This window comes from Mycobacterium sp. NTMscope_MAC_12 (assembly GCF_976985675.1).
The window spans coordinates 2,776,804-2,801,873 of the sequence record NZ_CDRJYY010000001.1 but is presented as its reverse complement, the minus strand read 5'-3'; the positions used below and the strand labels follow the sequence as shown (position 1 = coordinate 2,801,873).

Here is a 25,070-nt window from a genome sequence, read left to right as displayed (position 1 = left end):
AGATCAGCAGAAGGCGAGATATGGCCAGACACGACATCGAGAACACCCCCGAAGAGCGGGCGCAGTTCTTGGAAATTGCTCGAGGCCTCGCGGTCGAGTTCGCCAAGCGGGGCCGGGCCGGCGATGAAAATAACCAGTTCCCATTGGACACTGTGCCGCTGTATAAGTCCAGCGGTCTGGCGCGCCTGCAGATCCCAAAGGACCAGGGCGGACTAGGCGGCGACATCTGGTCAGTCACTTTGGTTTCCAAGGAGCTCGCCAAGGGTGACCCGGCCATCGCTCTGTCCTACAACATGCACCAGGTCATGGTCGGCCTGCTAGCCAACGTCCTGGAACCCGCTGCGCGCGACAAGGTCTTCAAGCGGGTCATCGAAGAAGACGCGCTGTTGTGCGGAGGCTTCAGCGAGGAAAGGGCCGGCATCACCGGCCTCGCCGACACATATGCGATCCCCCAGTCAGACGGCGGCTTCCGATTGCACGGGAAGAAGACCTGGACCACCCTGGCAGAAGCCGCTGACCTCGTCTCCCTGAATGCTGCTGTCAGCGATGCGAACGGCAACCTGCCGGACGACGTTGGCGAGCGTGCCGCCACCGAGTGCACGTTCTGGTTGCCGATGGATTCCCCTGGCATCTCGATCGATCGCACCTGGGACACCATGGGCATGCGTGCGACCGGAACCCAGACCGTCCTATTCGACGACGTCTACGTCTCGTCGGAAAACTTCGGCGGCAACTTCCGTCAAGGCCTGTTCGGCCACTTCGAATGGGTGACGATGCCGTTTTCCGGCGTCTACTGCGGGCACGCGGAAAAAGCCTACGAAGAGTGCCGCGACGCGTTGCGGACGAAGACACTGGGTGCCACGGCGGAAGGCAAGAATGTTGCGCTCGCCGGCATCGGATTCGTTCAATACAAATTGGGACGGATGCTGCTCGATGTCGAGGCAGCCAAACGAGTCCTGGAATCGACGGCACGAATCCTCTTCGATGGCAGGGACTCCGAGTGGAATCCTATGGCGCGGGCCGCTTTTCTCGACGTCGCCAAGGTCACCACGACCGAAACCGCGCTGCGCGTCTGCGATGGGGCCCTCCGGCTGATCGGCGGGGGCGCATTCCGGCGCGGCAGCATCTTTGAGCGGCTCTACCGGGACTCCCGGGCCGGGCCGTTCCATCCGCTGACCACGGATCAGGCCTACGACCTTCTCGGGCGCGCCGAGCTGGGCCTCCTTGAACCGCCCACCGCACGGGAGATCGACACGGTCGAAAGTGCCGAGCTAGCCAAGGCCTGACGGATCTGCGGGGCGAAAGAACCACACATGGAACCTATTGAACCGCAAACGATGTCAATCAAGGTCAATATAAAGTACGAACTATTCGGAACATGGTGCGCGCCAATATTTTTCGCTCTAGCCCTCGGGGGATGGTTCGTTCTGGCGCATTGGTTCGACCCGGCGGGAGCGAGCCTTTCCCCGGAGCAGCTGAAGGCGTGGTATGCCGACCGGCGGTTCGAGGTCATCCTTGGCATGTCGGTGTTCTGCCTTAGTACCGCGTTCTTCTGCATCTACACCATCCAAGTCGGGCTGTGGCTGTGGCGTTTCGAAGGGCGCTCGCCACTGATGTCTCTAGCCCAGCTGTTCGGTGGATTCTCAGTGGTGATCTACGTCTTCGTGTCCAACTGCCTATGGATAGGGGTGGCATACCGTGCTGATACGCCGGCCAATCCCGATGTGCTGGTTGGGCTCAACGACGCCGCATGGTTCAGTTTCCTCGTCGGGTGGGTAGGTCTGACGCAACAGATGTTGGCCACCGCAGCGGTCACCTGGCACGACAGGCGCCGTCAGCCATTGGTGCCGCGCTGGTTCACGAAGGCCACGATCATCGGTGCCCTCTTCGTGCCAATGGCTAACGGCTGCGCCTTCGCAATGACCGGCGCCTTCGCCTGGAATGGCCTGCTCGGCTTTTACATCCCGATCGTCATCTGGGGTGTTTGGTCTGATGGATTGGCCTACTACATGCGCAAAGACATCAAACGGCGTCAGGCCGAACTCGACGCTGAGGCTGACCCTCAGCTCAGCAAGGATATGGAGAGTGTCGAATGACCAGCTACGCGTTCGCTGTTCAGTGGCTCAAGGCATTCCGGCGAGATCCTGAAGAAGTCGCAGCCCTGTATGCCGACGACTTCATCTTCGAAGATCCCATCCTGGATCAGCTACAGATCACCGACAAACCGACGCTGATTCGAGCCTTCTCGCTGTTCGCCAATGCCGACACCACCAACGGGATCGGTATTCACAACATCAGAGTTCGTAGTTTCCAAGGTGACCATCGTAGTGCGCTGATTCGCTGGGAGTGGAGCCCGCAGCACGCGGCGCGTTTCCTTGGGCTCGACGTCAAGGACAAAACATTCTGGACACAGGGCCGCTCGTTTCACACCTACGACAGCACAGGCAAGATCACCCGCGACTCCGCCTGGTGGGACCCGACTGCGTGGCTCACCAGCATTGGCTATGGCGGCGTGGCCAAAAGCCTGCTCACCAAGCAGCCGCAGTCGACGAGGAATCCAAAATGACCGATCGTGACTTCGCAGTTAGATGGGCACACACACGCACCCACGACCTGAACGCCCATGCCGCGCTCTACGCACCTGACACGAAGTTCGTCATCGAACTCGCCAAAGTGGACGACCACATGGAGGACTCGATCAACGACCGCGCCGAACTGCGATCAAAACTTGCGTACTGGTCCAACCAGGATCCGTCGTCCGGTGACGGCGTTCACTCGATGACCGTCACCGAGGTGTTCACCGGCAATGGCCATATCTTCATCCATTGGGATTACGCGATCGAATACCTCGATGCCTTCCACGGTGTCCCGGCGGATGGCCGCCGCGTGGAGACCCTGGCGTCGACCTTCCTCGAATTCGATGACCAAGGGAAGATCGCCCAGGAAGCGACGATCATCAACGACAACCGCATCTATCAGCAACTGGGCCTGCCCATCGTCACGCCTCACTATTGGGACGAAGACTTCGATCCGTCCACGTTGCCGGCCTAAGCTCCGGCGACACCGCGGGCCGGCTCTCGCCGCTTCGGCGAGAGCCTTGCGGCAATCGGTCAACGTATGCGACAGTTCATTCTGTTAACAGAATCTAAAGCGAAGCGAAATGCGCGGATCGGGCGCGAGTAGAACCGCGCAGGGGAGCGGTAGGATGGCGGTAAGCTTCGGCGGGGACAGTAATCCGATGCTCTTATCCGGCCGGGTCCACGCTCCATGGTGGATGGACGAGATCGACCTGGTGGGGCGGCTGGCCGGGTTGCGCGAAGAAGTGTTCGCGGCGTTGGGCGGCAATCAGCTGTTGCCGAGTGTCACGTGGGACGCGCCGTGGCACTCACCTGATATCGTCTCATCGCTCACGCACGCGTGCGTTGGCGCGTTGCGCGGAATCAAGGCCTCTGACCCGCAGCCCGCCCGACGCCTGAGTCTGCTGATCCTTGATCTGCAGCAGCTGGCGATGGACTACTACCTATACGAAACGGGTATGCGTGGCGATCGACTCGCGGGTTGCGTCGCGGCCCTCAGCCGGCTGCGCGGCGTAGCCAGCTCGGCTGCATTAATGGAAATGGCGTGTGAAGCGCTGGTGCTGAGCTGTGGCTTTCATCGGGCCGTCCTATCGCGGGTGCAGGGTAAAGACTGGAAACTGCTTATGCTGCACGACCGTTCGAACGAGGAGACCGGCGCGTGGTTCAGCGACTGGGTCAATCAAACGGTCCCATTGGCGGCGCCTCTTCCGGAAAACGAGCTGTTGGTCAAACGGCGTCCTTCACTGGTGTACGACACCGATATCGCGCCCGTCCACCGTCCTTTGGTCGTCCAATCTGGGCAGTGCCGTTCATACGTGGTCGCACCACTGATTCACGGCGACCGTGTGATCGGGTTTGTGCATTCAGACCATCACCCATTGCCGCGACGCGTCGACGAATCCGACCGCGACGTGGTCTGGGCTTTTGCCCAGGGATTCAGCCACCTCTACGAGCGGGCCGTCCTCCGCGAACAGCTCCGCACTCAGCGTGACAACGCCAGGGAATTGTTGTTCACTGCCGTCGACCGCATCGATGAACTCTGCGAATCAGGCATCGAGAGCTCGCGTTTCAACTATGGGCACTCAGCGGCGCTCGGCGATGCGCCGTCGACGCCGGACCTCACCGAAAGGGAGGCTGACGTGTTTCATCTCATGGTGCGAGGGGCGTCGAATCAGGCCATCGCAGAGGAACTCGTCATCAGCGTGGGTACCGTCAAGACGCATGTCAAACATATCCTCCGTAAGTACGGAGCAGTCAACCGCACCCAGGCGATCGCATGGTTCTTGCAGGAACGAGCGTCGACTTGTCTTGGGGCTCAGTAAGAGCGAGGTAGCGCGAGTGTGGGCTGGGCGATGTAATTGAGGATCATTTCGCGGCTCACCGGCGCGATGCGAAGCAACCTGGCGATGCCCCACTGCGGGATCAAGCCGCATTCGGCGCTCAGCCCGTTGCCGCCGTGCACCTGGATGGCATGCTCCACCGCGCCGACGGCCGCCTCCGCGGCGGCGTACTTGGCCATGTTGGCGACCTCACCCGCAGGTAGGCCGTTCTCGTAGAGCCAGACGGCCTTCGCTGTCATCATCGCGGCCAAGTCGACCGCAATTTTCGCCTTGGCCAGCGGATGAGAAATCGCGAAGAGCGCGACAAGCACAGCCGACTTGCAAGCATCTCCTCGGTGGTTAGGCCTGTGCCAGACGCGCCAGCAGGGCCTCGGCGTCGGCGACGCTGCGCAGCAGATCATTGAGGTGGGTGCAGGTGCTGGTACCGGACAGTTCGTGGCGGACCCGGAAGTGCAAGTCCTGCAACGTCATTCCAGCGATTCGCCCGGCGCTGGCGACCGCCCCCGGGCATTCCTGCCAGGGCAGTACCCGCGGTATGGCCCGCGACTCGACGATGACGCCGGTCTCGGGGTCCACGACGGCGTCCAAGGTGTACTCGTGGATGATCGTCTCCATCCCGTCGCTTCGCACGTAGGTGTCGCGGAACATCGCATCGATGCCGACTCGCCCGGCGGTTTCTTCGAAGATGTCGATGCGCCGCCTGCGGCGCATGGCTTGTGGCGCCAAGCGCGCCATCGGGTGCCAGGCCCAAGAGTCCTCGCCGTGATCGAGGTCGGGAGCCTCCGGGCCGGTGACGATCGCGGGATCGCCCGCCTCGAACGACGTCAGCAGCAGCCCGCCGGTCGCGAAGCCCGCACACTGGTCGGCGACTGGCAGGTATCCCGACTTCGCGACGTCGCCGAGCAGGTTCGACGCCGAGAGCGCATGGCCCGATATCAGCGTGACGACGGGAACGTCGTCGAGCAGGGTGTAGCGCAGGTCGCGGGCTTGCCGTAGCTCGGGAGCGACCTTGTCGGCCGCGGCGCGAAACCCGCTCATCGCGGGCGCGCCCGCCAGCCGGGTCATCGCGGCGACCGGTGGCGTCACCTCGACATGACGGACAACGCGGGCGATCAGCTCGATAGTGGCCGAGAGCGTCGCGGCGCCGAGTTCGGTCACCGTTCCGTCGGCCGCCGTCCACAGATCGCGCGCCCGCCCATCCAGATACACCGGGTCCAGCGAGCCCTCGTCGCGGGTCATGTCGATCGACGTGGTTCGGCGCGCGGACCGCGGCCGTCGCCGTGGATTGCCGGTCGTGGGCTCGTGCACGCCGTGCAGTGGATGTAACCCGAAGGGCGGGGAGCCCAGGTCCGTCACCGGATAGACTCTAGCTCTCCTCGGCCGGCCGGAACGCGAACGTCAATAGCGACTGGCCGTCGGCGGTCTCCAGCGTGGTGGTGGTCGACACCAGGGGCTGGCCGATCCGAAGTTCGGCCGGGGTCGCGCCGACGATCAGCGTCTCCACCAGCACACCTTCGGCCAGCTCGACGAAGCCCACCACATAGGGCTGGAATACCTTTGGGTCCCGATTGCCCTTGTACGGCAACGGCGGCGGGAACTCCTGCGTCGTGTAGGTGTAAAGCGTTCCTTCGCTGGACAATTCGATCGACTCGATGTCGTCCTGGATATCGGGGTCACCGTCGAAGAGCTCGGGCCGCTCCGCGGGGAACTTCACCGCACCCGACGAGCGTCTGCGCGAAGCGAACAGCACCGCGCGGTCGCCGTCGACGCGGAACAGTCCCTCGGTGATTAGTGTGGTCATCTCAGGCCACCTCGATGACCATCGCGGCACCCATACCACCGCCGGCGCACATGGACAGCACGCCGATACCTCCACCACGCCTACGCAATTCGTAGATCGCCGAGGTGGCCATCCGGGCACCGGTCGCGGCGATCGGGTGGCCGAGGCTGATGCCCGAGCCGTAGACGTTGACGATCTCCTCGTCGAGCCCGAGTTCGCGGGCGCACGCGACCGCCTGCGCGGCGAAGGCCTCGTTGATCTCGAACAGTGCGACGTCTTCGAGCTTGCGGCCGGCCAACTCGAGCGCCTTGGGAATGGCGGTGATGGGCCCGCTGCCTGTTCGGTTCGGCGCCACCCCGACCGCACTCCACGAAAGGATCTGCGCGAGCACGTCGTTCGCGGTGTCCGGGGCCGCGAGCGCCACCATGGCGGCGGCGTCGTTAATGCCCGAGGAATTGCCGGCCGTCACGGTGAAGCCTTCGATCTCGGGATGCAACACTTTCAGGCCCGCCAGCGACTCCATCGAACTGCCGCGTCTGGGATGCTCGTCTTCGGCGAACGTGATCGTGGTGCCGTCGGCTTGTGGCACCTGGACCGGCACGATCTCTTCAACGAATGAGCCGGCATCGATCGCCTTGACCGCGCGTTGGTGACTGCGCAGCGCCCACTGGTCCTGCGCCTCGCGGGAGATGCCGTACTGCACGGCGCAGTTGTGCGCGACGGTGATCGACATATCCAGCGCTGGTGCATCCGCGGTGGGCGGATGTGAGAGCGGGAACCACGGGTCCTCGTAGTCTTCGGCCGACTTACCCGACGTGAACGGCTTGCGCTTGCGCAGAAGTGGTGTGGTGGAGCAGGATTCCATGCCGCCGGCCAGAATGGCGCGGCTCATGCCGGCCGCGATCTGCCCCGCGCCCACGGCGATCGCCGAGAGGCTGGAGGCGCACTGGCGGTTGACGGCCAGCCCGGGAACATTGGTCAACCCGAGGTCGACCGCGATGTAGCGGGCACTGTCACCGCCGCCTTGCAGGCTCTCGGCCAGTACTAGGTCCTCGAATTCCGCCGCATCCAGACCGGACCGATCCACGACCGCCGCGACGACGGGCTTGGCGAGCTCGATCGCGGGCATGTTGGCCAGCGTGCCCTTGCGCGACGTTCCGATCGGTGTGCGGGCAGCGGCCACGATCGCTGCGCGGGACCTGGTGGTGGCCATATGTCTCCCTAGATCGTCAGAGGGGCGGGCTGGTTGCCCGATGAGCGTGGCCAGTCTATACCGTTATATAGATATCGGTATATCAGGCCATGGTGATGTTTGGAGCAGCCCATGAAGGTGATCAGGTCCGTGGACGATGCGCTCGCGACGATCGGGGAGGAACTCGGCGTCAGCCGTTGGGTGGATATCGACCAGAGCCGGATCGATGCTTTCGCCGACGTCACCATGGATCACCAGTGGATCCACGTAGACGTCGGGAAGGCCAGGGCTGAAAGCCCTTACGGCGCAACGATCGCGCACGGCTTCCTCACGCTCTCACTCATCCCCGGTGTGAGCAAGGACAACTACCGCGTCGAGAATGCCAAGATGGGCATCAACTATGGCCTGAACAAGGTACGGTTTCTGTCCGCGGTCACCGCGGGCAGCCGCATCCGGGTCAGATCCGAGCTCGCGGATGCCGCAAAGGTCGACGACGAGACCGTGAACCTGACCGTGCGTCACACCGTGGAGATCGACGGTGTCGACAAGCCGGCCGCGGTCGCCGAGCTGATCGCTAGGTTTGTCTGGTGACCGGCGGTCCGTTCGATGGAAAGGCCGTTCTCACCGGGGCGGGTAAGTCACAAGTCGGCCGCAGGCTCGGGCGGACCGGACTTGACCTTACCCTCGAGGCGGTGCAGCGAGCCATCGCCGATGCCGGGCTGAGTGTCGACGACGTCGACGGCATTGCGAGTTACCCGGGACCGGGTGTTCCGGATCCAGGATTCTCCGGAGCCGCCGTCCAGGAGGTCCGCAACGCACTCGGACTGCGCTCCCGCTGGTACGTCTCGGCGATGGAGACCGCGGGGCAGATCGGCCCGGTGATCGAGGCGTGCATGGCGGTCAGTCTTGGGCTGGCGAACCACGTTGTGGTCTACCGGTCGGTATGGGAATCCACCGCCGCGCAGCAGGCCGGTGGCGGTCGGGCCTCGGTGCTCTTCGGCGGCGGCGAGCTGCCCCCGCACCTGGAGTGGACAGCGCCCTTTGGCGCACTGTCGGCGGCGAACTGGCTGGCCATGCCCGCCCAGCGTTATATGCACGACTTCGGGCTGACCCGTGAGCATCTCGGCCGCATCGCGATCAATGCCCGCACCAACGCCGGACTCAACCCCGATGCGATCTACCGCGAACCAATGACGATGGACGACTACCTTGGCGCACGGATGATCTCCGAGCCGCTGTGCCTCTACGACTGCGACGTGCCCTGCGACGGCGCCACCGCCGTGATCGTGTCGTGCCGCGATGCCGCCAACGGCCTGCCGCGGCACCCACTGACGGTGGAGTCCGTCGGGCCCGGCATGTTCGAGCGGGCGACCTGGGACCAGCGCCGCGACATCACCACGATGGCCGCCCACGATTCGGCCGCCACGCTGTGGGAGCACACCACGCTGACTCCTGCCGACGTCGACATGGCCCAGCTCTATGACGGCTTCTCCTTCCTGACTGTGATGTGGCTGGAAGCGATGGGCTTCTGCGAGCACGGCAAGGTCGGCGAATTCATCGACGACGGTTCGCGGATCGCTCTGGACGGTCCGCTGCCGATCAACACCAGCGGCGGACAACTCTCCGGCGGTCGACTGCACGGCATGGGCTTCCTGCACGAGGCGTGCGTGCAGCTGTGGGGCGAGGGCGGCGATCGCCAGGTGCCCCGCGTTCCCGAGGTGGTGGCCGTCGGTGTGGGCGGTGGACCGGTCGCCGGATCGATGCTGTTGAGTAGCCGATAACTCATGTCGATGGCCGCGGTCGATGACATGACACTCGGTGACATAGTGACCGACAACGCGGTCCGCTTTCCCGATGTCGTCGCCTACCGGCACGACCACCGCACCGTCACCCACGGGCAGTTACGGGACCGGGCAGTCCGATTGGTGTCGGCGATGGCCGCGGCCGGGGTGGGGCGCCAGAACCGCATCGCGGTGTTGAGCCGCAACAGCATCGAGTTCGGCGAGCTGAATGCGGCCGCGCAACTCAGCGGAATCATCATGGCCACCATCAACTTCCGGCTCACGCCATCGGAGGTGGCCGATGCGCTGCGTCGCGTCGATCCGTCGATCGTGTTCTGTGCCGAGGAGTTCATGCCGGCGATCGCCGACGCCGTAACCGCTATGCCGTCGGGGCCCAACCTGGTGGTCATCGGCGGAGAGGACCGGCCGGGAATCATCGGCTACGAGCGATTCGTCGAGCAAGTCGGCCGCAGCGAAGAACCCGAATTCGCTGCCCGGCCCGACGACATCGCGTACCTGCTGTTCACCAGCGGCACGACCGGCGCGTCCAAATGCTGCATCCTGGGGCAGCGGGAAATGCGCCGGGTCATGTTCACCATGAACAACGAGATACGTTGCGGCAGCGCCGATCGCGGGCTGATCAACATGCCGATGTTCCATTTCGGTGCGCTCGCGATCGTCGGCGGACTGCATGCTCGGGGCGGAACCGTGGTACTGCAGCAACAGTTCGACGCGGCCGATGCGGCGCGGCTTATCGCCGACGAGCGGATTACGGTGTTGCACCTAGCGCCGGTCATGCTCAAGGCACTTCTTGATGAGGTGAGTGACCGCTTGGCGATGGAATCCGTTCGCACCGTGGTCTATTCGGCCGCGCCGATGACTGCGGCCGTCCTGCGGCGAGCGCTCGTCATGCTGCCGGACGCGGGTTTCCTCAACCTCTACGGACAGACGGAAGTCATCGTCTCCGGGTTGCCCCGCGAACTACACATCCTCGATGGACCCGACGTTGCCGAGCGACTGAGCTCCGTTGGCTTCCCATTTCCCGACACGCGGGTGCGCCTTGTCGATGAGGACGGCGGTGCCGTGCCCGTGGGGCAGGCAGGTGAGATCGTCGTGCGGTCCGACTCGATGTTCCGCGGCTACTGGCAGGACGCGGCCGCAACCCAGGCGACGCTGCAGGACGGATGGTGTCGCACCGGCGACATGGGCCGATTGGACGGGCGCGGGCTGCTTTATCTGATGGACCGCAAGAAGGACGTGATCATCAGCGGCGGAGAGAATATTTATTCGCCCGAGGTCGAGGATGCGGTCTGTGCGGTTGAGGGGGTCGCCGCCTGCGCTGTCGTCGGGGTGCCCGACGACAGGTGGGGCGAAGCGGTCTGCGCGGTCGTGGTGCCGCGCAGCGGTGCATCGCCGACCCTGGCCACGCTGCAAGAGGGCGTGCGGCAACGGCTGGCGCGCTACAAGGTGCCTCGTCGACTGGTGCTGGTCGCCGAATTGCCTGTACTGGCCAGCGGCAAGGTGGACAAGAAACGGCTGCGCGCCGACCTGAAGGCTGCCGCCGGCTGAGCTCCCAAAGCTCACGTTTCGCGCAGGAGGGAGCGGCGCAACAGTTTGACCATCAACAGTGCGGCCCGCTCATCGCTGTCCGGCGCACTTGCCCCCGTCGGCTCGGACATCCGGCCCAGGACCGCCACAAACACCGCGCCCGCCACATCGGCGTCGATGCCGGCCGGCAGGTCGACGGTAGCCAGTAGCGCGGCGACCGCTTGGAAGATCGCGCCGATGCCGTGGTCGACATCGGCATCGGAGAGTTGTTCTGCGACCGTGCCGTCAAACCATGCTCGGATCACGCCGCGGTAGGCGCGATGGAATCGGACGTAGCCAAGCATCCATTCGGTCAGCGAATCGCCGGCCATGGCCGGCAGAGCGGCAGCGTGCTCCTCGATCTCGACGACCGCCCGGCGGGTCAGCTCGGCCAGGATCTTGTCCTTCGTGCTGAAGTGTCGGTACAAGGTCGCGCGGCTGATATCGGCGGCGGCCGCGATGTCCTCCATGCTGACGGCGTAGTAGCCGCGTTCGGCGAACAACGCCGAACTGACCGACACCACGTCTTGCGGAATTGGTGAGCTTGGCGCCTCGGTGGCCGGTTTCGCCGGACCACTATCGAGGGCAGGCGGTGGTGTTCGCGCGCGCCGGTCTGCTGCCCGCGGTGTTACCGCGTGCAGCACGTTGGCGGGGGTCTCGGGAAACAGCATGAGCTGCAAGGCGACGGTCAGCGACCAGGTAACGGTTGCGGGGTCGGGCAACGGAAACATCGCCCGGTACCGGTAGAGATGAACCATGTGGGGAATGCGGCCCAGTGCTGCGGCCGCGTCGTCGGCGTCCAGACCGCGCAGGCGCGTCTTCCGCAGCCGATCGGTGACCGTCTGGTGAAACTGGTTGGCGGCCGTACTGGCGTCGATGACGGCCAACCCGGTGGCCGTGCCGATGCCCGGAAACTCGGCGAATACCGCGGCGTGGGTGTCGTAGATGTCCGCCCATTCGGCCAGCCACCGTTGCAAGTTGCCGACTCCGTCGACCGTCGGGCCGAGTCCGCCGAGGTGCTCGCCGTGTACGAGGACATCGTGTCCGGCCATCGCACTCAGTTCACGAAAGATCTCCTCCTTGCCGGCGAAGTACTGATAAACAGTCGCGCGGGAGGCGCGGGCCGCCTTGGCGACAGTGTCGAGCGAGGTGGCGTGAAATCCGTTGGCCAGGAACACCTCTGCGGCACATCCGAGTATGCGCTCGCGGGTATGCAGTCCGCGGCGCCCCACGCCGGCATTCGCCGCGGGGGCGTAGCCGGGGCGCCGCAGCTTGCCGGGGGTGTGAACCATAAAAGAAGTATCCGACACGCTCATTGGGCCGACGGCGCTCCGGGCAGGTTGCGCTTGGCCTTGCCGGGATAGCCGAAGAACTTCTCGAAGTTGGCGTCGTTGATGGGCTGCGCGCTGTTGCGGGTAGCAGCCGACCGTAGCGCCTCGAGGCGGGCCTGGGCCTTCTCCAGCGTCTTGACCGGCCCGGATTGCGCCAAACGTTGCACCTCCCGCGCAGCCTCGGCGATCTCGATGCGAAGTCGCTCACCCGCTTCGCCGAAGGTCAGCAGGTCGTGGTCGTCTTCATCGACCTTGTCGCGGCCCGCGTCGTCCGCGGCTCTGTCCGTGAATTTCATGTCGCGCCTCTCAACGTCTAGACGAATGTGGCGTACCTCATATAGTCTGTGAGACGAACCGTCAGAAAACAAGACGATATGTCAGAAAAGTACGACAGCTCGTCAGATGCGAAGGAGCATCATGCCGCTTCAGGATGACCACCAGATCGTCTCCGTCGATGACCACTTGGTCGAGCACCCACGGGTGTGGCAGGACCGGTTGCCGCAGAAGTACCTCGAACGGGGCCCGCGCATTGTCGAGGAAAACGGTATGCATCTGTGGCACTACGACGGGCAGGTCTTTCCGACCATCGGGCTGAACGCGGTCGCCGGCAAACCGCCGGAGGAGTGGGGCATGGATCCCGTCCGCTACGAGGACATGATTCCGGGCTGTTACGACCCGGTCGCGCGTGTCGCCGACATGGACCTCGACGGCGTGCAGTCGGCGTTGTGCTTCCCGTCGTTCCCCGGATTCGGCGGCGGCACGTTCCAGCGTGCCGAGGACAAAGACTTGGCGCTGCTGTGCGTCAAGGCGTGGAACGACTTCTACATCGACGAGTGGTGTGCCACAGCGCCGGAGCGCTATATCCCGTTGGCGATCCTGCCGACCTGGGACATCGACGCATGCGTGGCCGAGGCCGAGCGCGTAGCCGCCAAAGGTGCACGCACGATCTCATTCCCGGACAGCCCGGTGCCGCTGGGATTGCCCTCGTTCCACTCCGACCACTGGGACCGCTTGTGGCAGGTCTGCTCGGACGCCAAGATGCCGGTGTCGCTGCACTTCGGGTCCGGCTCCTTTGTGCCGGGCTTCTCGTTCTCCACGATCAAGCCGGTTCCGGGTCAAATGGCGGTGCCCGACGCACCTTTTGCGGTCGCAACGGCGCTGTTCTCGACAAACCTGATGTGGTCCACGGTCGATCTGCTGTTCTCCGGCAAGCTGCAGCAGTTCCCGGATCTCCAGATCTCGCTCGCTGAGGGCGGCATCGGTTGGGTGCCTTACATCCTGGAGCGGTCCGATTACGTGTGGGAGCGCCACCGCTACTACCAAAACATCGACTTTGACACCCGTCCGTCGGACTTGTTCCGCAAGCACTTCTGGGGCTGCTTCATCGACGACGAGCACGGCCTGGCGAACCGGCACAGCATCGGCATCGACCGGATCACGCTCGAGATCGACTTCCCCCACAGCGATTCCAACTGGCCCAACTCGCGCAAGCGGGCCGCCGAGGTGCTCGCGGCGGTGCCCGATGACGAATGCTCGCTGATCGTCGAGGAGAACGCACGCCGAATGCTCAACTTCCCGCGGGTGAGCGCAGGCGATCGGCAACTCGCCGGCGTCTGACGCCGAAGGCCGTCGGTCGTCTAGAGTCTGCCCCGCGAGACCAGCTGCGCGGCAATGACATTGCGCTGTACCTCGTTGTTTCCCTCGCCGACGATCGTGAGAGGGGCGTCGCGGAAGTAGCGCTCGACTCGTACTCGGTGGAGTAGCCGTAGCCGCCGTGGATTCGGACGGCGTTGAGCGCGATTTCCATGGCCGGTCCGATGCGCCGGGTTCGGTGAGCGCCATCGTGGCGCACACCTGCCCACTCGTCATCTGGGTCAGATATTTCTTTCGCTGTTCTTCGTTGCCGTACAACGAGTTCGGCTTTGTGACAACTTGGCCGCCGTCCGCGCCGGCCAGGCTCATCCAGCCACCGGCCAACTCCTCGGCCACCGGGCTCGAAATCGGCGAGCAGTACCCCCAGTCGAACGCCCTTAGCGCCCTCATGCTCGACCGGCGGCGGTTTGGTGCCGGCGGCGTTAAGCGATCGTGTCGCATCCGGGTGACCGGCAGTGTGCTTCACTCGTGACGACGAGGGCCAGGGAACGCACGCCACCGTGGGCGGCCGGCACCAAGACGGATCGGACGCGCGGACAGATCCTGGAAGGGGCGCGGCTGACGTTTTAAGAACTCGGCTACTCCACAGCGAGCGTCGAGCAGATCGTGCAACGAGCCGGGGTGTCTCGGCCGACGTTTTGCGTGTATTTCGCCTCCAAGCAGGAAGCGTTCCTTGCCGTTGCGGAAAGGTCCGTCCAGCATCTGTCCCAGGTTCTCGCGTCACTTGACGCAGTGCCCGAGGGTGCTGCCGATTCCGTGCTCACTTGCTGGGTCGAACGGTTCTTCTTGTATTTCGACGCGTTTGGGCCGTTCGCTACAGTGTGGCGGCTGCGGCGTTCGCCGACGCCACCCTTCAGCAGTCGCGTTGGAAAGCGCAGCGTCGCTGGGCAATTCGAATCGGCCGTAACCTCGACCCGCATCCGCGGGACCGCGCTGAGCGATCCCGTCTCCCAAGGGTCGGCACTGGAGGCGATGCTCGAGTCGCTGTGGTTCTCGTCGACTATGGACGATTCTCGACGAGGCAAACAGGCCGCGCTGTCCACGGCGATCGCGATGGGTGAAGCGCTTATCGCCCGATAGAGGGTTCGGGCGATTGCAGTCTCAAGACCGAGTACGCGGCCTTGCAGACGGTATCCGTCCCAGCGACGCGGGGACGAAGGCCCGGATGAGGCCTTCATCCCCGCCGTCTTCCGGCCGACCCGGCTCGGCGACCAAACTGAAGGCGATCCGAGTGAGCCAGTGCGCCATGGTTTCCGCCGAGACATCGTCACGAACCTCGCCGGCTGCCGCGGCGGCGGTCAATCGCTGACCGAGCGTTTCCGCAAGATCTTTTCGCCAGAGTTCGGAGGCCTCGGCGGCATGAAAGGTTTGCCCTAGTTCGTCGGCCCCGATCAACAGAGCCATCGTCGGAGAGCTCCGCGCGGCCGCCAGTCCGACGAGCATGGCGTTGACCACCTGGTCCACGAACGGTTCGTCAGTATGCCAGCAGGGTTCGGCGGCTTCGAGCACCCCTGAGATGGCCCGGACAAAGCACGCTGCCAGCAAGGCGTCTTTGGTGGGAAAGTAGTCGTAGACCGTGCGACGGTGCACACCGGCTCGGCTTGCGATGTCGCTCATTGTCGTCCGGCTCACGCCGCGCTCGGCGTAACAGGCCTCAGCCGCTACGAGCAACCGTTCGCGGGCGTCGGCGCCGCTGACCGGCAGGTCGGCCCCCCAGGCTCTGGCGCGTAGAGCGCGGTTCTCAGACTCCATACCCGCCATCATCTCAATTCGCTCGGCGACATCTTGACGAACACCACATATCACCATAATGTGTGGTTCGCACCACAATAATACGCATATGTGGTCAGAAGTGGAGAGTCACGAGTGGGCGACGTCGTCGGCTTCATCGGCGCTGGTCAGCTTGGTGAACCGATGGTCACTCGGCTGTTGCAGGCCGGGCACGAGGTGGTGGTCTACGTGCGTCGGCCAGAGGTACGGGACCGCCTGGCGAACCGCGGTGCTCAGCTGGTCAACGGTGTCAAAGGTCTCGCAGAGGCCAGCGACGTGATCGTCTCCTGCCTGTTTTCTGATGCTCAACTGCGTGAACTCGCTTTGGGCCCTGGCGGTTTCGTCTCCAACGCGAAGCCTGACGCTGTATTCGTCTCGCACACCACGGGCACGCTCGCGACGCTGACGGATTTAGCGGCCTCGTCGGCCACCGCGCCGGTGTTCCTGGACGCACCTGTCAGCGGCACAGCCGAGCACATCCAACGCGGTGAACTCACCGTGCTGATCGGTGGGCAACCGGCTGCCGTCGAGCGGGTGCGGCCGGTGCTGGCGGCGTATGCCGACCCGATCCTGTCCACTGGGGAATTGGGCTCGGCGCTGGCGATCAAGCTGATCAACAATCTGCTGTTCGCCGCCAATGCCCAGCTGGTGGTCCAAGCCGCCGAATTGGGTCGTCAGCTCGGAGTCGAGGAGCAGAGCATGCTCGCCGCGCTCGCGGTGTGCAGCGGGGGAAGCAACGCCTCGTCATACGTTCAGTCGGCTGGAGGCCTGCACGAATTCACTGAAGTCGTGACGCCCTTCCTTCGCAAGGATGTCGCGGCCTGCCTGAGCTTCGCCGCGGCGGCGGACACAGAACTGGGTCTACTGGGTCACGTCGTCAGCACCGGACCAATCGACCTGACGCAGGAGAACGGATGACCCAGGAATACGATTACATCGTCGTTGGCGCCGGCTCTGCGGGCTGCGTCCTTGCCAATCGCTTGTCGGAAAACCCGACCTGCCGGGTGCTGCTGCTTGAGGCTGGCGGTCGCGCTACCACCCCGCTGATCCACATGCCGAAGGGTTTCGGCAAGCTCTTCGAGAACGAAAAGCTTGTCTGGCGTTATCCCACCACACCTTTCGGGCCCAACGCGGAGTTCGAGTATTGGCCGCGGGGCAAGGTCCTCGGGGGCTCGAGTTCCATCAACGGCATGGTCTACAACCGCGGAAACCGTGATGATTACGACGAGCTTCTGCTCCTGGGAAATGAGGGATGGGGTTGGGATGACATCCTGCCCATCTTCAAGTCGATCGAAGATCACGCGTTCGGAGCGACGCCGACTCGAGGTTCGGGCGGACCCTTGCACGTTTCAGTGCAAAGCGATACCGATCCGCTCTGTGCCGAAATGATCACGTCGGCGACGCGGATCGGCCTCCGACAAGTCGTGGACATCAACGAGTCCGACGAGGAGCGGGTGGGACTGGCGCCGGCGACGATCAAGAACGGGCGTCGAGTCAGCGCCGCCGATGCGTTCCTGGCGCCCGTGCGCTCCCGACCCAACCTGACGGTGTTGACCGGAGCCCTTGTCGAGCGCGTGATCGTCGCGCGCGGTCGCGCCGTCGGGGTGGTATTCCGGCGGAAGGGCAGCCGTGCAGAAGCGCTGGCGCGCAGCGAAGTCGTCCTATCGCTGGGTAGTCTTGGTTCGCCGAAACTGTTGCAGCTGTCCGGAATCGGACCTGCTGATGTGCTCGCTTCAGCAGGCATCCCCCTACTGGTCAATGCGCCCAATGTCGGGCGGCGCATGCGAGAGCATCGCTGCGTGGCGGTGAAGTACCGCCTCACGGAGAATCTCGGCTACAACCGGCAGCTGGCTTCGACTCTGGCTCAGGCGATTACCGGTGCCAAGTATTTGGCAACCCGTAAGGGCCCGCTGGCTGCTCCTGCCTACGACATCCTGGCGTTCGTCAAGACAGATCCCGCAGCGAGTCGCGTCGACGGTCAGCTCCTTCTCGGTCCGCTGTCAGTCGGCACCTATAAGCCCGGCGAACCGGTCGGAGTGGAGACGCAGCCGGGGATCTCATGCATGGGGGAGGTCCTGCGCCCGACGTCGGAGGGCACCGTGGCGATCGCTTCGGCCGATCCCAACGACCACCCGGTGATAACGCCCAACTTCTTCGCCAGTGATTACGATCGCAAGACCGGGGTGGCCCTGCTGCGCACGATCCGCAACATCTTCTCCCAACCGCCGATCTCCGACCGAATCAGCCACGAGACCTTCCCCGGTCCGCAGGTTCAGACGGACGAGGCTCTGATCGATTCCGCGCTGGATGCCGGTTACTGCGGGTACCACGCCGTGGGAACCTGCGCCATGGGCCCGGACGAATACGACGTCGTCGATAGCCGGCTTCGCGTGCGGGGCGTCGACGGACTGCGCGTCGTGGACTGTTCAGTCATGCCGATGATGATCGCCGGCAATCTCAACGGACCCATCATGGCGATGGCCTGGCGCGCAGCGGATTTCATTCTCCACGATCAAGGTCTGGTTGATCGTCAGTCCAGCGGCTCACGCCGGTAAGGAGATATCTCATGCGAGCGGAAATTGACAAGTCCAAATGTCAGGGTCACGCCCTGTGCGCGACGGCTTCGGGCGATTACTTCGAGCTCGACGATCTCGGCTACATCGCCAGCGACAGTGCAGAGGTACCTGCCGGCAGCGAGCGCGCTGCGGAGGAGGGCGCCGGCGCGTGCCCCGAGCAGGTCATCACCATTCGCCGTGAGAACTGAGAAAGGAGCCGCGCTCGTGACCACCAACGCCGTCAAGTTCGACACCGACCTCGATCAGCACTCCGCCCAATTCATGCAAGACCCCTACGGCAAGCTCGCGGGAATTCGTGATCGATGCCCAGTCGCTAAAAGCAGCGCGTGGGGCGGCTTTTGGATAATCAGCGGGTACCAAGAGATCTTCGATGCCCTGCACGACACGGAAGTGTTCAGCTCGACACCCGACGAGAACGGGAAGGGCGTCCCGCCGGCGCCGGGCTCTCCGCAGCTTGCGCCGATCGACTTCGATCCGCCGGAGGTCGGCTTCTATCGCTCGTTCCTGCTCAAGCACCTCTCCCCGGGGGAAGCCAAAAAACTTAAGCCCGACATCACGGAAATGACCACAGCGTTCATCGACGAGTTCATCGAACGAGGTCGCGCCGATGTCTCGCAGGAGTTGTTCACGGCATTGCCTGCGCAGTTGATTCTCAAGATCTTGGGGTTCGACCACACCCGTTGGCGGGAATGGATCAGCTGGGTGCACGGCTTTGTCCACGAACGAGTCGCCGATCCCGAGGGGGCGATGAACAAGATCCTCACTATGGCCGGCCAAATCGTCTCCGAGATCAACGAGTCGCGAGAGACGCAACGTCCGGGATTGATGACGGACCTAATCAACGATGAGCAGGACGGACGCAAACTCACCGACGCCGATCTGGTCAACATCGTGTTTCTGCTGATCTTGGGCGGGATGGACACGACAGCAGGCCTCACCGGCAACTCGTTGTTGAAGATCGCCGCCGACGATGCGGTACGGCGCAGGATCATCGACGATCCGACGATCCTGGATCGGGCAACCGAGGAGTTCCTCCGGCACGGGACACCGACGATTGGGCTGAGCCGACGGGTCGCCAAGGATGCCGTTTTCCACGGCAGAGAGATGAAAGCAGGGGAGCGGGTGCTGTTGATGTACGCCGCGGGCAACCGAGATCCCCGAGCGTTCGAAGATCCGGACACGCTAGATCTGGACCGTTCGGACAACCGGCACATGGCTTTCGCGCTCGGCGTGCATCGCTGTCTCGGATCGAATCTTGCGCGGGTGATGTTCAAGATCATGGTCACAGAGCTGCTGGCCCGCGTCCCCGATTTCACCGTCGACTTCGACAATGTCGAGAGGTACCCCGACGCCGGGGACGTATACGCGGTCAAGCACCTTCCGATCACCTTCACCCCCGGCCAGTCGAGAGGTCCGGCCCGAACGGACAGCCAAGGTCCAACGTGACGGCGATGCTAAATACACCCGCAAGCGGGCCGCCGAGGTGCTCGCGGCGGTGCCCGATGACGAATGCTCGCTGATCGTCGAGGAGAACGCACGCCGAATGCTCAATTTCCCGCGGGTGAGCGCAGGCGATTGGCAACTCGCCGGCGTCTGACGCCGAAGGCCGTCGGTCGTAGAGTCGCGCCCCGCGAGACCAGCTGCGCGGCAATGACATTGCGCTGTATCGCGTTGGTGCCTTCGCCGACGATCATCAGTGGAATTAGTGCTCGACGTAGTATTCGGTGGGCGTTGAGCGCGATTTCCATGGCCACCTCCGACCCGAACAGCTTGGTCCTCGCGGCTTCCATATCGCACCGTTCGCCGCTGTCGTACTTCTCTGCGGCATAGCGGATGAGCTGGCTTGCGGCAATCAATTTGGTTGCCATGTCGGCCAGGTAGTTCCCCACTGACTGGTGTTTCAGATCGGCTGGCCGAAGCTCTCCCGTTCCTGTGCGTATTTCAGCGCGTCTTCAGGCGCTGCGCTCGCCACGGCCAGCGCCCGCGATGCAACCCGAATCCGGCCCGTGTCAAGGCCCTGGCGCAGCACCCCTCGGGCGCAGCGCACAGGCCGGTCGAAATAGTTAAAGCTTTAGTCTTATGCTGTCAAAGTGGATGAGACCGTGCGTCCGGACGGTCGAGCGGAGGAGGTCGTATGAAGGTTCGGCTCGAGCAGTCGAAGTGCGTGGGCCACGCCCAGTGCTACGCCGTCGACCCGGAATTGTTCCCGATTGACGACTCCGGTTACTCCATCCTCGAGGAGCGCGAGGTGCGACCGGAAGACGAGCAGCTCACCCGGGACGGGGTGGCCGCATGCCCGGAAGTCGCCCTGATCCTCGAGGACGACTGACGGGCCTGCTTGCCAAGTGGGCGCCGTACCCGGCACACTGCAGACATAGTTAACCAGGTTGACTTTGTGGAGTGTGATGCAGACAGCTGATTGGCGCCCCCGGCTCGAGTCGCTACTCGCGGAGTTCCGTCGTCGCCAGGACGACAGAGCGCGCAATGGCGCCAAACCCGACCGCATCGAGGTGGCCCGCGCGTGGCATGCCGACCTCGTCGACCACCACCTGGCCGCGCCCGGGTGGCCGCACGAGGCCGGCGGGCTCGGCCTCTCGCTGGCCGATCAGCTGGACTACTACCGGATGACGACGGATGCGGGTGCGCCGCCGCATCCGTGCCCGTTGTCGTTCATCCTCGCCCCGACGCTCATCGCGCACGGCAGCCAGAAGCAGAAGGATCGATTTCTGACGCCGTTGCTGCGCGCAGACGAGTTCTGGTGTCAAGGGTTTTCCGAACCCGGTGCGGGCAGCGACCTTTCGTCGCTGTCCACCCGCGCGGTCCGCGACGGCGACGTGTACCGGGTCACCGGCCAGAAGGTGTGGACCACAATGGCCGACCGCGCCGACTGGATGTTCGCACTGGTACGCACGGCGACGGGGGATAAGCCATCCGACGGCATCACCTATCTGCTGATCCCGATGAACAGCCCGGGGATCACCGTGCGCCCACTCCGCGACATCAGCGGCGCGGCGCACTTCGCCGAGGTCTTCCTCGACGATGTAAAGGTGCCGGTCGATAACCGGGTGGGCGACGAGGGCGCAGGCTGGTCGATCGTGCGTACCTCGCTTGGCCACGAGCGGGCCACCGCTTTTCTGGCCGACGAGTTCAAGTACCGTCGCACGGTCGATCGGGTGATCGAGCTGGTCGTCTCCCGACGGCTCGACGACGACCCGCTGATTCGCCAGGACGTCGCCCGGCTGGAGTCCGGGGTTCGCACCATCGCCGCCAATAGCGCCCGCGCACTTGCCGCGGTGCTGCGCGGCGAGGATCCAGGCGGTGTGGCATCAGTGAACCGGCTGGTGAAATCGGAGTTCGAGCAACACATGCACGCGCTCGCGCTGCGCGCGGCCGGTCCCTATGCGGCACTTGGCAGCCGCGCACCCAACGCCGTCGACAACGGGCGCTGGACGTTCGGTTATCTGATGAGCCGGGCGACGACCATCGGAGCGGGCACCGCCGAGATCCAACGCAATACCATCGCCGAGAGCGTGCTCGGACTGCCGTCGCACCGGGGCGAGGGCATCCGGGCAGCCGCCGTCACGCCCGGCGCCCCGCTCGCCGTGCCCGAGGAGGACGAACGCGGGCTACGCGAGGTGCTGGCGGCGACACTTCGGGCCAAGGTGGACGTGGCGGGGTTGCTCGACCGCACGCGTCCCGTCGATGCTGTCGAACCCGAAGTGTGGTCGGCGCTCGTCGAATTCGGCCTACCTGGTCTTGCCGTCGATGAATCCCTGGGGGGCGCCGGCGCGCGGCCGCGTCTGCTTTACGCCGCCATCGAGGAAGCCGCGAAGGCACTGACTCCTGCGCCGCTCGTTCCGACGGTGACTGCGCTCGACGTCGCCCTGCGTTGCGGCGCAAAGGCTTTGGTCCAGCGGATAACGAGTGGGGCGGCTGCGGCGTTCGCCGTTCCCGTGAACGACAGCGGCTGGATAATCGGCGGCCCTGAGTTGCCCGAGTGGGACGGGGCGGGTCTTCGCGGTGTGGTGCCGATCGTCGCGGGAGCACCGAACGCCGAGGTGCTGGTGGTCCTGGCGCGCGTAGCCACCGGCGCCGGTGAGGTAGTGGTCGCCGTCGACGCGTCCGCCGAAGGTGTTGACGTGACCGCCCAACAGCCGCTGGACTTGACCGCCACCATCGGCTCGGTGATCTTCAGTCGCGCGGCGGGGGAGGTGCTGGCCGACGGGACCGATGTTGCTCGAGTGCTGGGCACGGCGCGCCGGCAAGCGGCGTTGGCCGTGGCGGCGGACTCGGTCGGGGTTGCTTCGCGTGCGTTGGCAATGGCCGTTCAGTGGGCAGGCGAACGCCATCAGTTCGGCCGCGCCATCGGCAGCTTTCAAGCGGTGTCGCACCGGTGTGCGGACATGTTGGTCGCGCTCGAGGGGGCGCGCAGCCAAGTGCTGGCCGCGGCCGAGGTCGACCTCGAAAAGTCGGGATATCTGGCGGATCTGGCCGCCGCGGCCGCGCTCGACGCCGGGGTGATAGCCACGGAGGGTGCGTTGCAGATCCACGGTGGCATCGGCTTCACCTGGGAGTACCCGATCCATCTGCTGCTGCGGCGCGCCCAGGCCAACGCCGTGCTGATCGGCCGTGCCGACGCGCTGCGAGACCGCGCTGCCGGCGAACTGTTGGCGCTGAGCCACTAAGACAGCACATCGAACAGGAAGACGGCAACGTGGAATACGCAATGGGTCCCGAATTGGAGGCCTTCCGCGGCGAGGTACGGGCCTTCATCGCCGAGCATGCACCGTCCATACCTCCGCGGGCGGGCGTGCGCAGCGCTGAGAACGAAGCCGAGCTCAAGTCGCTTCAGGAGTGGACGGCGCGGCTGTTCGAAGCCGGCTACGTCGGCTCGGACTGGCCCGCGGAGTTCGGCGGCCGCGACGATCGCTGCGCAGAACACGCCATTGTGGTGAGCGAGGAACTGGCCAGGGCCGCAGTGCCAGGGGTTCCCAGCGGCAACGCGCTGGCATCGCATGCGCTGATCCACTATGGCACCGATGAGCAGCGCCGCAGGCATCTGCCCGAGATCCGCGCGGGTCGACAGCTGTGGTGCCAACTGTTCAGCGAGCCCGGCGCCGGAAGCGACCTGGCGTCGCTGCGCACCCGCGCGGTGCTCGATGGCGATACTTTCACCGTCAGCGGGCAGAAGGTGTGGACCACCGACGGGCACTGGGCCGACTACGGATATCTGTTGGCCCGCACCGATTCCGACGCACCCAAGCACAAGGGCATCAGTGCATTCATCCTCGACATGTCCAGCCCCGGCATCACGGTCCGTCCGCTGCGCGAACTGACCGGCACTTCGGACTTCAACGAGGTTTTCTTCGATTCTGTCGAGGTGCCTGCCGAGGCAATGATCGGAGAGCCAGGACAGGGCTGGACGATTGCGAACGCCACGTTGGGTCATGAACGTACCAGCGTGGGCGCCGCGGTCGTCAAGCTGAGGCTGGCCATTGACGGACTGGTCGGACTCGCGTCGCGCGTCACCGTCGACGGTCGCCTCGCGATCGACAGCGATCGGATCCGCGATCGGATCGGTGAATTCAGCGCCGAGGTGGAAGCGCTCTCGGCGCTGACGTATGCCAACCTCACCCGTTGGCTGCGTGGCACCGAACGCATGCACGACGGCGCGATGGCCAAATTGATGTTCAGCGAACTGAACCTCGAAATCGCGCGCTTCGCTGTAGAACTCGGCGGCGAGGCAGGCATGTTGGTGCAGGGGGACCCGGACGTCCTCGACGGCGGTCGTTGGCAGGACGAATGGCTGTACGCCCGGGCCTACACGATTGCCGGTGGCAGTTCGGAGATCATGCGCAACCTGATCGCCGAGCGGGGCTTGGCACTGCCGCGGGATCGGCGCTGAATGTCAGGCGCTGAGCAGCGCCGCACGGTGTTCGGCGACGCTTCCATTGAAGGCCTCGTCGACCTTGATCCGGCGCAGGAACAGATGCAGATCGTGCTCCCAAGTGAATCCGATGCCGCCGTGCACCTGCAGCGCCGTGCCGGCCACGTTGGCGGCAGCCGACTTGGTGTACGCCGCCGCCGCGGACGCGGCGCGGGACCGCGCGGCGGCCGGTGCGGTGTCCAGCGCGAGAGCCGCAGCCCACAGACACGCCCTGCTGGCTTCGACAGCGACGACCATGTCGGCGCAGTGGTGCTTCACCGCCTGGAACGAGCCGATGGGCGCGCCGAACTGTTCGCGCTGCCCGGCGTAAGACACCGTCATGTCGAGCAGTCGGGCCGCCGCGCCCAGCGCGTCGAACGCCCGGTACACAGCCAGGGCGTCACGCACCAGGGCCAGCGTGCCAGGAGGGAGCTGTGTCCAGCTGGCGATCGTCGCGTCGAGCTCCAATCGCGCCCACGAACGACTCAGGTCGAGCGTCGACATCTTCGACGGCGTCGGCGCATTCAGGACCACCAGGTACTCTCCGTCGTCCACCCGACCTGCTACCGCGATGGAGTCCATGTCGGCGGCCATCGGCACCGGACGGGTGACACCCGTCAGCCGCAGCGCATCGCCGCCGAAACCCGCGTTCGGACCGAGCGCCACTCCGGTGAGCTCGCCGCCGTCGGTGGGCGAGTCGACGTGGCCGAGCAGCCAGGCCGCGATGTTCAGATCCGCGACCGGCAGCGAGCTCGCCGCGTATCCGTGCGCCTCGGTCACAACGGCGAGATCCACGTGGGTGCCACCTATTTCGGGTGTCAGGATTGCCAGCAGACCCGATTCGGCGGCATGGGCCACCGCTGCGGGGTCGACCGTGACAGGCGCCGCGTCCAGCGTTGCGCGGACCCTGGCGATGGGGTCGTTCTTACTGAGCCAGGCCCGCTCCGCCGCGGCGAGTTGATCTTGTTCGTCCGTCAAGCCGAAGTCCATCACTACGCCTTTCACAAAGTTGACCTAGTAAACCATGTCCACTAGGTTCGAGGGAACAGTGATCCAC

General features: G+C 64.7%; 25 protein-coding genes and 3 pseudogenes. 18 read left to right on the top strand and 10 right to left on the bottom strand.

Going from position 1 to position 25,070, the window contains the following annotated elements:
- Nucleotides 1–20 precede the first annotated feature (20 nt).
- The 5 genes from AC0KS4_RS12865 (at nt 21) to AC0KS4_RS12845 (ending at nt 4,399) form a co-directional block, all read left to right on the top strand.
- The gene (locus tag AC0KS4_RS12865) at nt 21–1,286 is read left to right on the top strand and encodes an acyl-CoA dehydrogenase family protein (RefSeq protein ID WP_238956052.1); all 1,266 of its coding nucleotides are present in this window, start codon (nt 21–23) and stop codon (nt 1,284–1,286) included.
- Between the two features lie 27 nt (nt 1,287–1,313).
- A complete protein-coding gene (locus tag AC0KS4_RS12860) occupies nt 1,314–2,096 on the top strand; it encodes a hypothetical protein (protein WP_238956051.1) in 783 nt (260 codons plus the stop codon).
- Complete coding sequence (locus AC0KS4_RS12855) at nt 2,093–2,566, top strand: nuclear transport factor 2 family protein (protein WP_238956050.1); 474 nt, start codon at nt 2,093–2,095, stop codon at nt 2,564–2,566. The genes AC0KS4_RS12860 and AC0KS4_RS12855 overlap by 4 nt, the downstream gene beginning before the upstream one ends.
- The gene (locus tag AC0KS4_RS12850) at nt 2,563–3,051 is read left to right on the top strand and encodes a nuclear transport factor 2 family protein (protein WP_238956049.1); all 489 of its coding nucleotides are present in this window, start codon (nt 2,563–2,565) and stop codon (nt 3,049–3,051) included. Before AC0KS4_RS12855 ends, AC0KS4_RS12850 begins: the two co-directional genes overlap by 4 nt.
- A gap of 223 nt (nt 3,052–3,274) precedes the next feature.
- A complete protein-coding gene (locus AC0KS4_RS12845) occupies nt 3,275–4,399 on the top strand; it encodes a LuxR C-terminal-related transcriptional regulator (RefSeq protein WP_238956048.1) in 1,125 nt (374 codons plus the stop codon).
- Here AC0KS4_RS12845 and AC0KS4_RS12840 read toward each other — a convergent pair.
- The 4 genes from AC0KS4_RS12840 to AC0KS4_RS12825 are packed head-to-tail and all read right to left on the bottom strand — an operon-like array spanning nt 4,393 to nt 7,410.
- Nucleotides 4,393–4,728 carry an acyl-CoA dehydrogenase family protein gene (locus AC0KS4_RS12840; protein ID WP_425326350.1) on the bottom strand — a complete coding sequence of 112 codons (336 nt, stop codon included), beginning with the start codon at nt 4,726–4,728 and terminating at the stop codon, nt 4,393–4,395. The genes AC0KS4_RS12845 and AC0KS4_RS12840 overlap by 7 nt on opposite strands.
- A gap of 28 nt (nt 4,729–4,756) precedes the next feature.
- Nucleotides 4,757–5,773, bottom strand: a complete 1,017-nt coding sequence (locus AC0KS4_RS12835) for a DUF2889 domain-containing protein (protein WP_238956047.1) — start codon at nt 5,771–5,773, stop codon at nt 4,757–4,759.
- Nucleotides 5,774–5,783: 10 nt separating this feature from the next.
- Nucleotides 5,784–6,218, bottom strand: a complete 435-nt coding sequence (locus tag AC0KS4_RS12830; protein ID WP_014384998.1) for a Zn-ribbon domain-containing OB-fold protein — start codon at nt 6,216–6,218, stop codon at nt 5,784–5,786.
- A gap of 1 nt (nt 6,219) precedes the next feature.
- Nucleotides 6,220–7,410 (bottom strand): thiolase family protein, encoded by a 1,191-nt coding sequence (locus AC0KS4_RS12825; protein WP_238956046.1) that lies wholly within the window; start codon nt 7,408–7,410, stop codon nt 6,220–6,222.
- 111 nt (nt 7,411–7,521) lie between these two features.
- Between AC0KS4_RS12825 and AC0KS4_RS12820 the strand changes: the two genes are divergently transcribed.
- Genes AC0KS4_RS12820 through AC0KS4_RS12810 form a run of 3 tightly spaced genes read left to right on the top strand, consistent with a single transcriptional unit; the run spans nt 7,522 to nt 10,739 of the window.
- Complete coding sequence (locus tag AC0KS4_RS12820; protein WP_064939746.1) at nt 7,522–7,980, top strand: MaoC family dehydratase; 459 nt, start codon at nt 7,522–7,524, stop codon at nt 7,978–7,980.
- Complete coding sequence (locus AC0KS4_RS12815) at nt 7,977–9,170, top strand: thiolase family protein (RefSeq protein WP_238956045.1); 1,194 nt, start codon at nt 7,977–7,979, stop codon at nt 9,168–9,170. The genes AC0KS4_RS12820 and AC0KS4_RS12815 overlap by 4 nt, the downstream gene beginning before the upstream one ends.
- Nucleotides 9,171–9,173: 3 nt before the next feature.
- Nucleotides 9,174–10,739, top strand: a complete 1,566-nt coding sequence (locus AC0KS4_RS12810) for a class I adenylate-forming enzyme family protein (RefSeq protein WP_238956044.1) — start codon at nt 9,174–9,176, stop codon at nt 10,737–10,739.
- An 11-nt stretch (nt 10,740–10,750) separates the two neighbouring features.
- On the opposite strand, the gene AC0KS4_RS12805 is transcribed toward AC0KS4_RS12810, so the two are convergent.
- Together AC0KS4_RS12805 and AC0KS4_RS12800 are read right to left on the bottom strand one after the other, a co-directional pair.
- Nucleotides 10,751–12,049 carry a TetR/AcrR family transcriptional regulator gene (locus AC0KS4_RS12805; protein WP_238956043.1) on the bottom strand — a complete coding sequence of 433 codons (1,299 nt, stop codon included), beginning with the start codon at nt 12,047–12,049 and terminating at the stop codon, nt 10,751–10,753.
- Between the two features lie 20 nt (nt 12,050–12,069).
- Complete coding sequence (locus tag AC0KS4_RS12800) at nt 12,070–12,384, bottom strand: hypothetical protein (RefSeq protein ID WP_064939752.1); 315 nt, start codon at nt 12,382–12,384, stop codon at nt 12,070–12,072.
- Nucleotides 12,385–12,505: 121 nt separating this feature from the next.
- On the opposite strand from AC0KS4_RS12800, the gene AC0KS4_RS12795 reads away from it, so the two are divergent.
- A complete protein-coding gene (locus tag AC0KS4_RS12795; RefSeq protein ID WP_064939754.1) occupies nt 12,506–13,705 on the top strand; it encodes an amidohydrolase family protein in 1,200 nt (399 codons plus the stop codon).
- A 20-nt stretch (nt 13,706–13,725) separates the two neighbouring features.
- Here the strand turns inward: AC0KS4_RS12795 and AC0KS4_RS12790 are convergent.
- Nucleotides 13,726–13,898, bottom strand: a pseudogene (locus tag AC0KS4_RS12790) (acyl-CoA dehydrogenase family protein); the annotation flags it as partial.
- On the opposite strand from AC0KS4_RS12790, the gene AC0KS4_RS12785 reads away from it, so the two are divergent.
- Both AC0KS4_RS12785 and AC0KS4_RS12780 read left to right on the top strand, forming a co-directional pair.
- Entirely contained in the window at nt 13,863–14,213 is a 351-nt protein-coding gene (locus AC0KS4_RS12785) for a hypothetical protein (RefSeq protein ID WP_238957428.1), read from the top strand. The pseudogene AC0KS4_RS12790 and the gene AC0KS4_RS12785 overlap by 36 nt on opposite strands.
- A gap of 116 nt (nt 14,214–14,329) precedes the next feature.
- Nucleotides 14,330–14,821, top strand: a pseudogene (locus AC0KS4_RS12780) (TetR/AcrR family transcriptional regulator); the annotation flags it as partial.
- 21 nt (nt 14,822–14,842) lie between these two features.
- Here the strand turns inward: AC0KS4_RS12780 and AC0KS4_RS12775 are convergent.
- Nucleotides 14,843–15,493 (bottom strand): TetR/AcrR family transcriptional regulator, encoded by a 651-nt coding sequence (locus AC0KS4_RS12775; protein ID WP_232065604.1) that lies wholly within the window; start codon nt 15,491–15,493, stop codon nt 14,843–14,845.
- 114 nt (nt 15,494–15,607) lie between these two features.
- On the opposite strand from AC0KS4_RS12775, the gene AC0KS4_RS12770 reads away from it, so the two are divergent.
- The 4 genes from AC0KS4_RS12770 to AC0KS4_RS12755 are packed head-to-tail and all read left to right on the top strand — an operon-like array spanning nt 15,608 to nt 19,533.
- Nucleotides 15,608–16,429, top strand: coding sequence for an NAD(P)-dependent oxidoreductase (locus tag AC0KS4_RS12770; RefSeq protein WP_238956040.1), 822 nt, complete (start codon nt 15,608–15,610; stop codon nt 16,427–16,429).
- On the top strand, nt 16,426–18,066 hold the full coding sequence (locus tag AC0KS4_RS12765) for a GMC family oxidoreductase (protein ID WP_238956039.1): 1,641 nt from the start codon (nt 16,426–16,428) through the stop codon (nt 18,064–18,066). Before AC0KS4_RS12770 ends, AC0KS4_RS12765 begins: the two co-directional genes overlap by 4 nt.
- Before the next feature lie 11 nt (nt 18,067–18,077).
- A complete protein-coding gene (locus AC0KS4_RS12760) occupies nt 18,078–18,275 on the top strand; it encodes a ferredoxin (RefSeq protein ID WP_014384985.1) in 198 nt (65 codons plus the stop codon).
- Nucleotides 18,276–18,291: 16 nt separating this feature from the next.
- The gene (locus AC0KS4_RS12755) at nt 18,292–19,533 is read left to right on the top strand and encodes a cytochrome P450 (protein WP_238956038.1); all 1,242 of its coding nucleotides are present in this window, start codon (nt 18,292–18,294) and stop codon (nt 19,531–19,533) included.
- 179 nt (nt 19,534–19,712) lie between these two features.
- Here AC0KS4_RS12755 and AC0KS4_RS12750 read toward each other — a convergent pair.
- Nucleotides 19,713–20,113, bottom strand: a pseudogene (locus AC0KS4_RS12750) (acyl-CoA dehydrogenase family protein); the annotation flags it as partial.
- 108 nt (nt 20,114–20,221) lie between these two features.
- Here AC0KS4_RS12750 and AC0KS4_RS12745 point away from each other — a divergent pair.
- The 3 genes from AC0KS4_RS12745 to AC0KS4_RS12735 all read left to right on the top strand — a co-directional run bounded on the left by AC0KS4_RS12745 (nt 20,222) and on the right by AC0KS4_RS12735 (nt 23,992).
- A complete protein-coding gene (locus AC0KS4_RS12745; RefSeq protein WP_238956037.1) occupies nt 20,222–20,416 on the top strand; it encodes a ferredoxin in 195 nt (64 codons plus the stop codon).
- Nucleotides 20,417–20,492: 76 nt separating this feature from the next.
- The gene (locus AC0KS4_RS12740) at nt 20,493–22,772 is read left to right on the top strand and encodes an acyl-CoA dehydrogenase family protein (protein WP_238956036.1); all 2,280 of its coding nucleotides are present in this window, start codon (nt 20,493–20,495) and stop codon (nt 22,770–22,772) included.
- Between the two features lie 29 nt (nt 22,773–22,801).
- Complete coding sequence (locus tag AC0KS4_RS12735; RefSeq protein ID WP_238956035.1) at nt 22,802–23,992, top strand: acyl-CoA dehydrogenase family protein; 1,191 nt, start codon at nt 22,802–22,804, stop codon at nt 23,990–23,992.
- Between the two features lie 3 nt (nt 23,993–23,995).
- Here AC0KS4_RS12735 and AC0KS4_RS12730 read toward each other — a convergent pair whose 3' ends face one another.
- On the bottom strand, nt 23,996–25,003 hold the full coding sequence (locus AC0KS4_RS12730; protein WP_238956034.1) for an acyl-CoA dehydrogenase family protein: 1,008 nt from the start codon (nt 25,001–25,003) through the stop codon (nt 23,996–23,998).
- Nucleotides 25,004–25,070 lie beyond the last annotated feature (67 nt).

Bases quoted from the DNA above. Each gene is read 5' to 3' on its own strand.
- AC0KS4_RS12865 (WP_238956052.1), top strand. From the start codon at position 21: ATGGCCAGACACGACATCGAGAACACCCCCGAAGAGCGGGCGCAGTTC.
- AC0KS4_RS12775 (WP_232065604.1), bottom strand. From the start codon at position 15,493: ATGGAGTCTGAGAACCGCGCTCTACGCGCCAGAGCCTGGGGGGCCGAC.
- AC0KS4_RS12795 (WP_064939754.1), top strand. From the start codon at position 12,506: ATGCCGCTTCAGGATGACCACCAGATCGTCTCCGTCGATGACCACTTG.
- AC0KS4_RS12845 (WP_238956048.1), top strand. From the start codon at position 3,275: ATGGACGAGATCGACCTGGTGGGGCGGCTGGCCGGGTTGCGCGAAGAA.
- AC0KS4_RS12825 (WP_238956046.1), bottom strand. From the start codon at position 7,410: ATGGCCACCACCAGGTCCCGCGCAGCGATCGTGGCCGCTGCCCGCACA.
- AC0KS4_RS12740 (WP_238956036.1), top strand. From the start codon at position 20,493: ATGCAGACAGCTGATTGGCGCCCCCGGCTCGAGTCGCTACTCGCGGAG.
- AC0KS4_RS12860 (WP_238956051.1), top strand. From the start codon at position 1,314: ATGGAACCTATTGAACCGCAAACGATGTCAATCAAGGTCAATATAAAG.
- AC0KS4_RS12820 (WP_064939746.1), top strand. From the start codon at position 7,522: ATGAAGGTGATCAGGTCCGTGGACGATGCGCTCGCGACGATCGGGGAG.
- AC0KS4_RS12745 (WP_238956037.1), top strand. From the start codon at position 20,222: ATGAAGGTTCGGCTCGAGCAGTCGAAGTGCGTGGGCCACGCCCAGTGC.
- AC0KS4_RS12855 (WP_238956050.1), top strand. From the start codon at position 2,093: ATGACCAGCTACGCGTTCGCTGTTCAGTGGCTCAAGGCATTCCGGCGA.
- AC0KS4_RS12800 (WP_064939752.1), bottom strand. From the start codon at position 12,384: ATGAAATTCACGGACAGAGCCGCGGACGACGCGGGCCGCGACAAGGTC.
- AC0KS4_RS12830 (WP_014384998.1), bottom strand. From the start codon at position 6,218: ATGACCACACTAATCACCGAGGGACTGTTCCGCGTCGACGGCGACCGC.
- AC0KS4_RS12805 (WP_238956043.1), bottom strand. From the start codon at position 12,049: ATGGTTCACACCCCCGGCAAGCTGCGGCGCCCCGGCTACGCCCCCGCG.
- AC0KS4_RS12810 (WP_238956044.1), top strand. From the start codon at position 9,174: ATGTCGATGGCCGCGGTCGATGACATGACACTCGGTGACATAGTGACC.
- AC0KS4_RS12765 (WP_238956039.1), top strand. From the start codon at position 16,426: ATGACCCAGGAATACGATTACATCGTCGTTGGCGCCGGCTCTGCGGGC.
- AC0KS4_RS12730 (WP_238956034.1), bottom strand. From the start codon at position 25,003: ATGGACTTCGGCTTGACGGACGAACAAGATCAACTCGCCGCGGCGGAG.
- AC0KS4_RS12760 (WP_014384985.1), top strand. From the start codon at position 18,078: ATGCGAGCGGAAATTGACAAGTCCAAATGTCAGGGTCACGCCCTGTGC.
- AC0KS4_RS12850 (WP_238956049.1), top strand. From the start codon at position 2,563: ATGACCGATCGTGACTTCGCAGTTAGATGGGCACACACACGCACCCAC.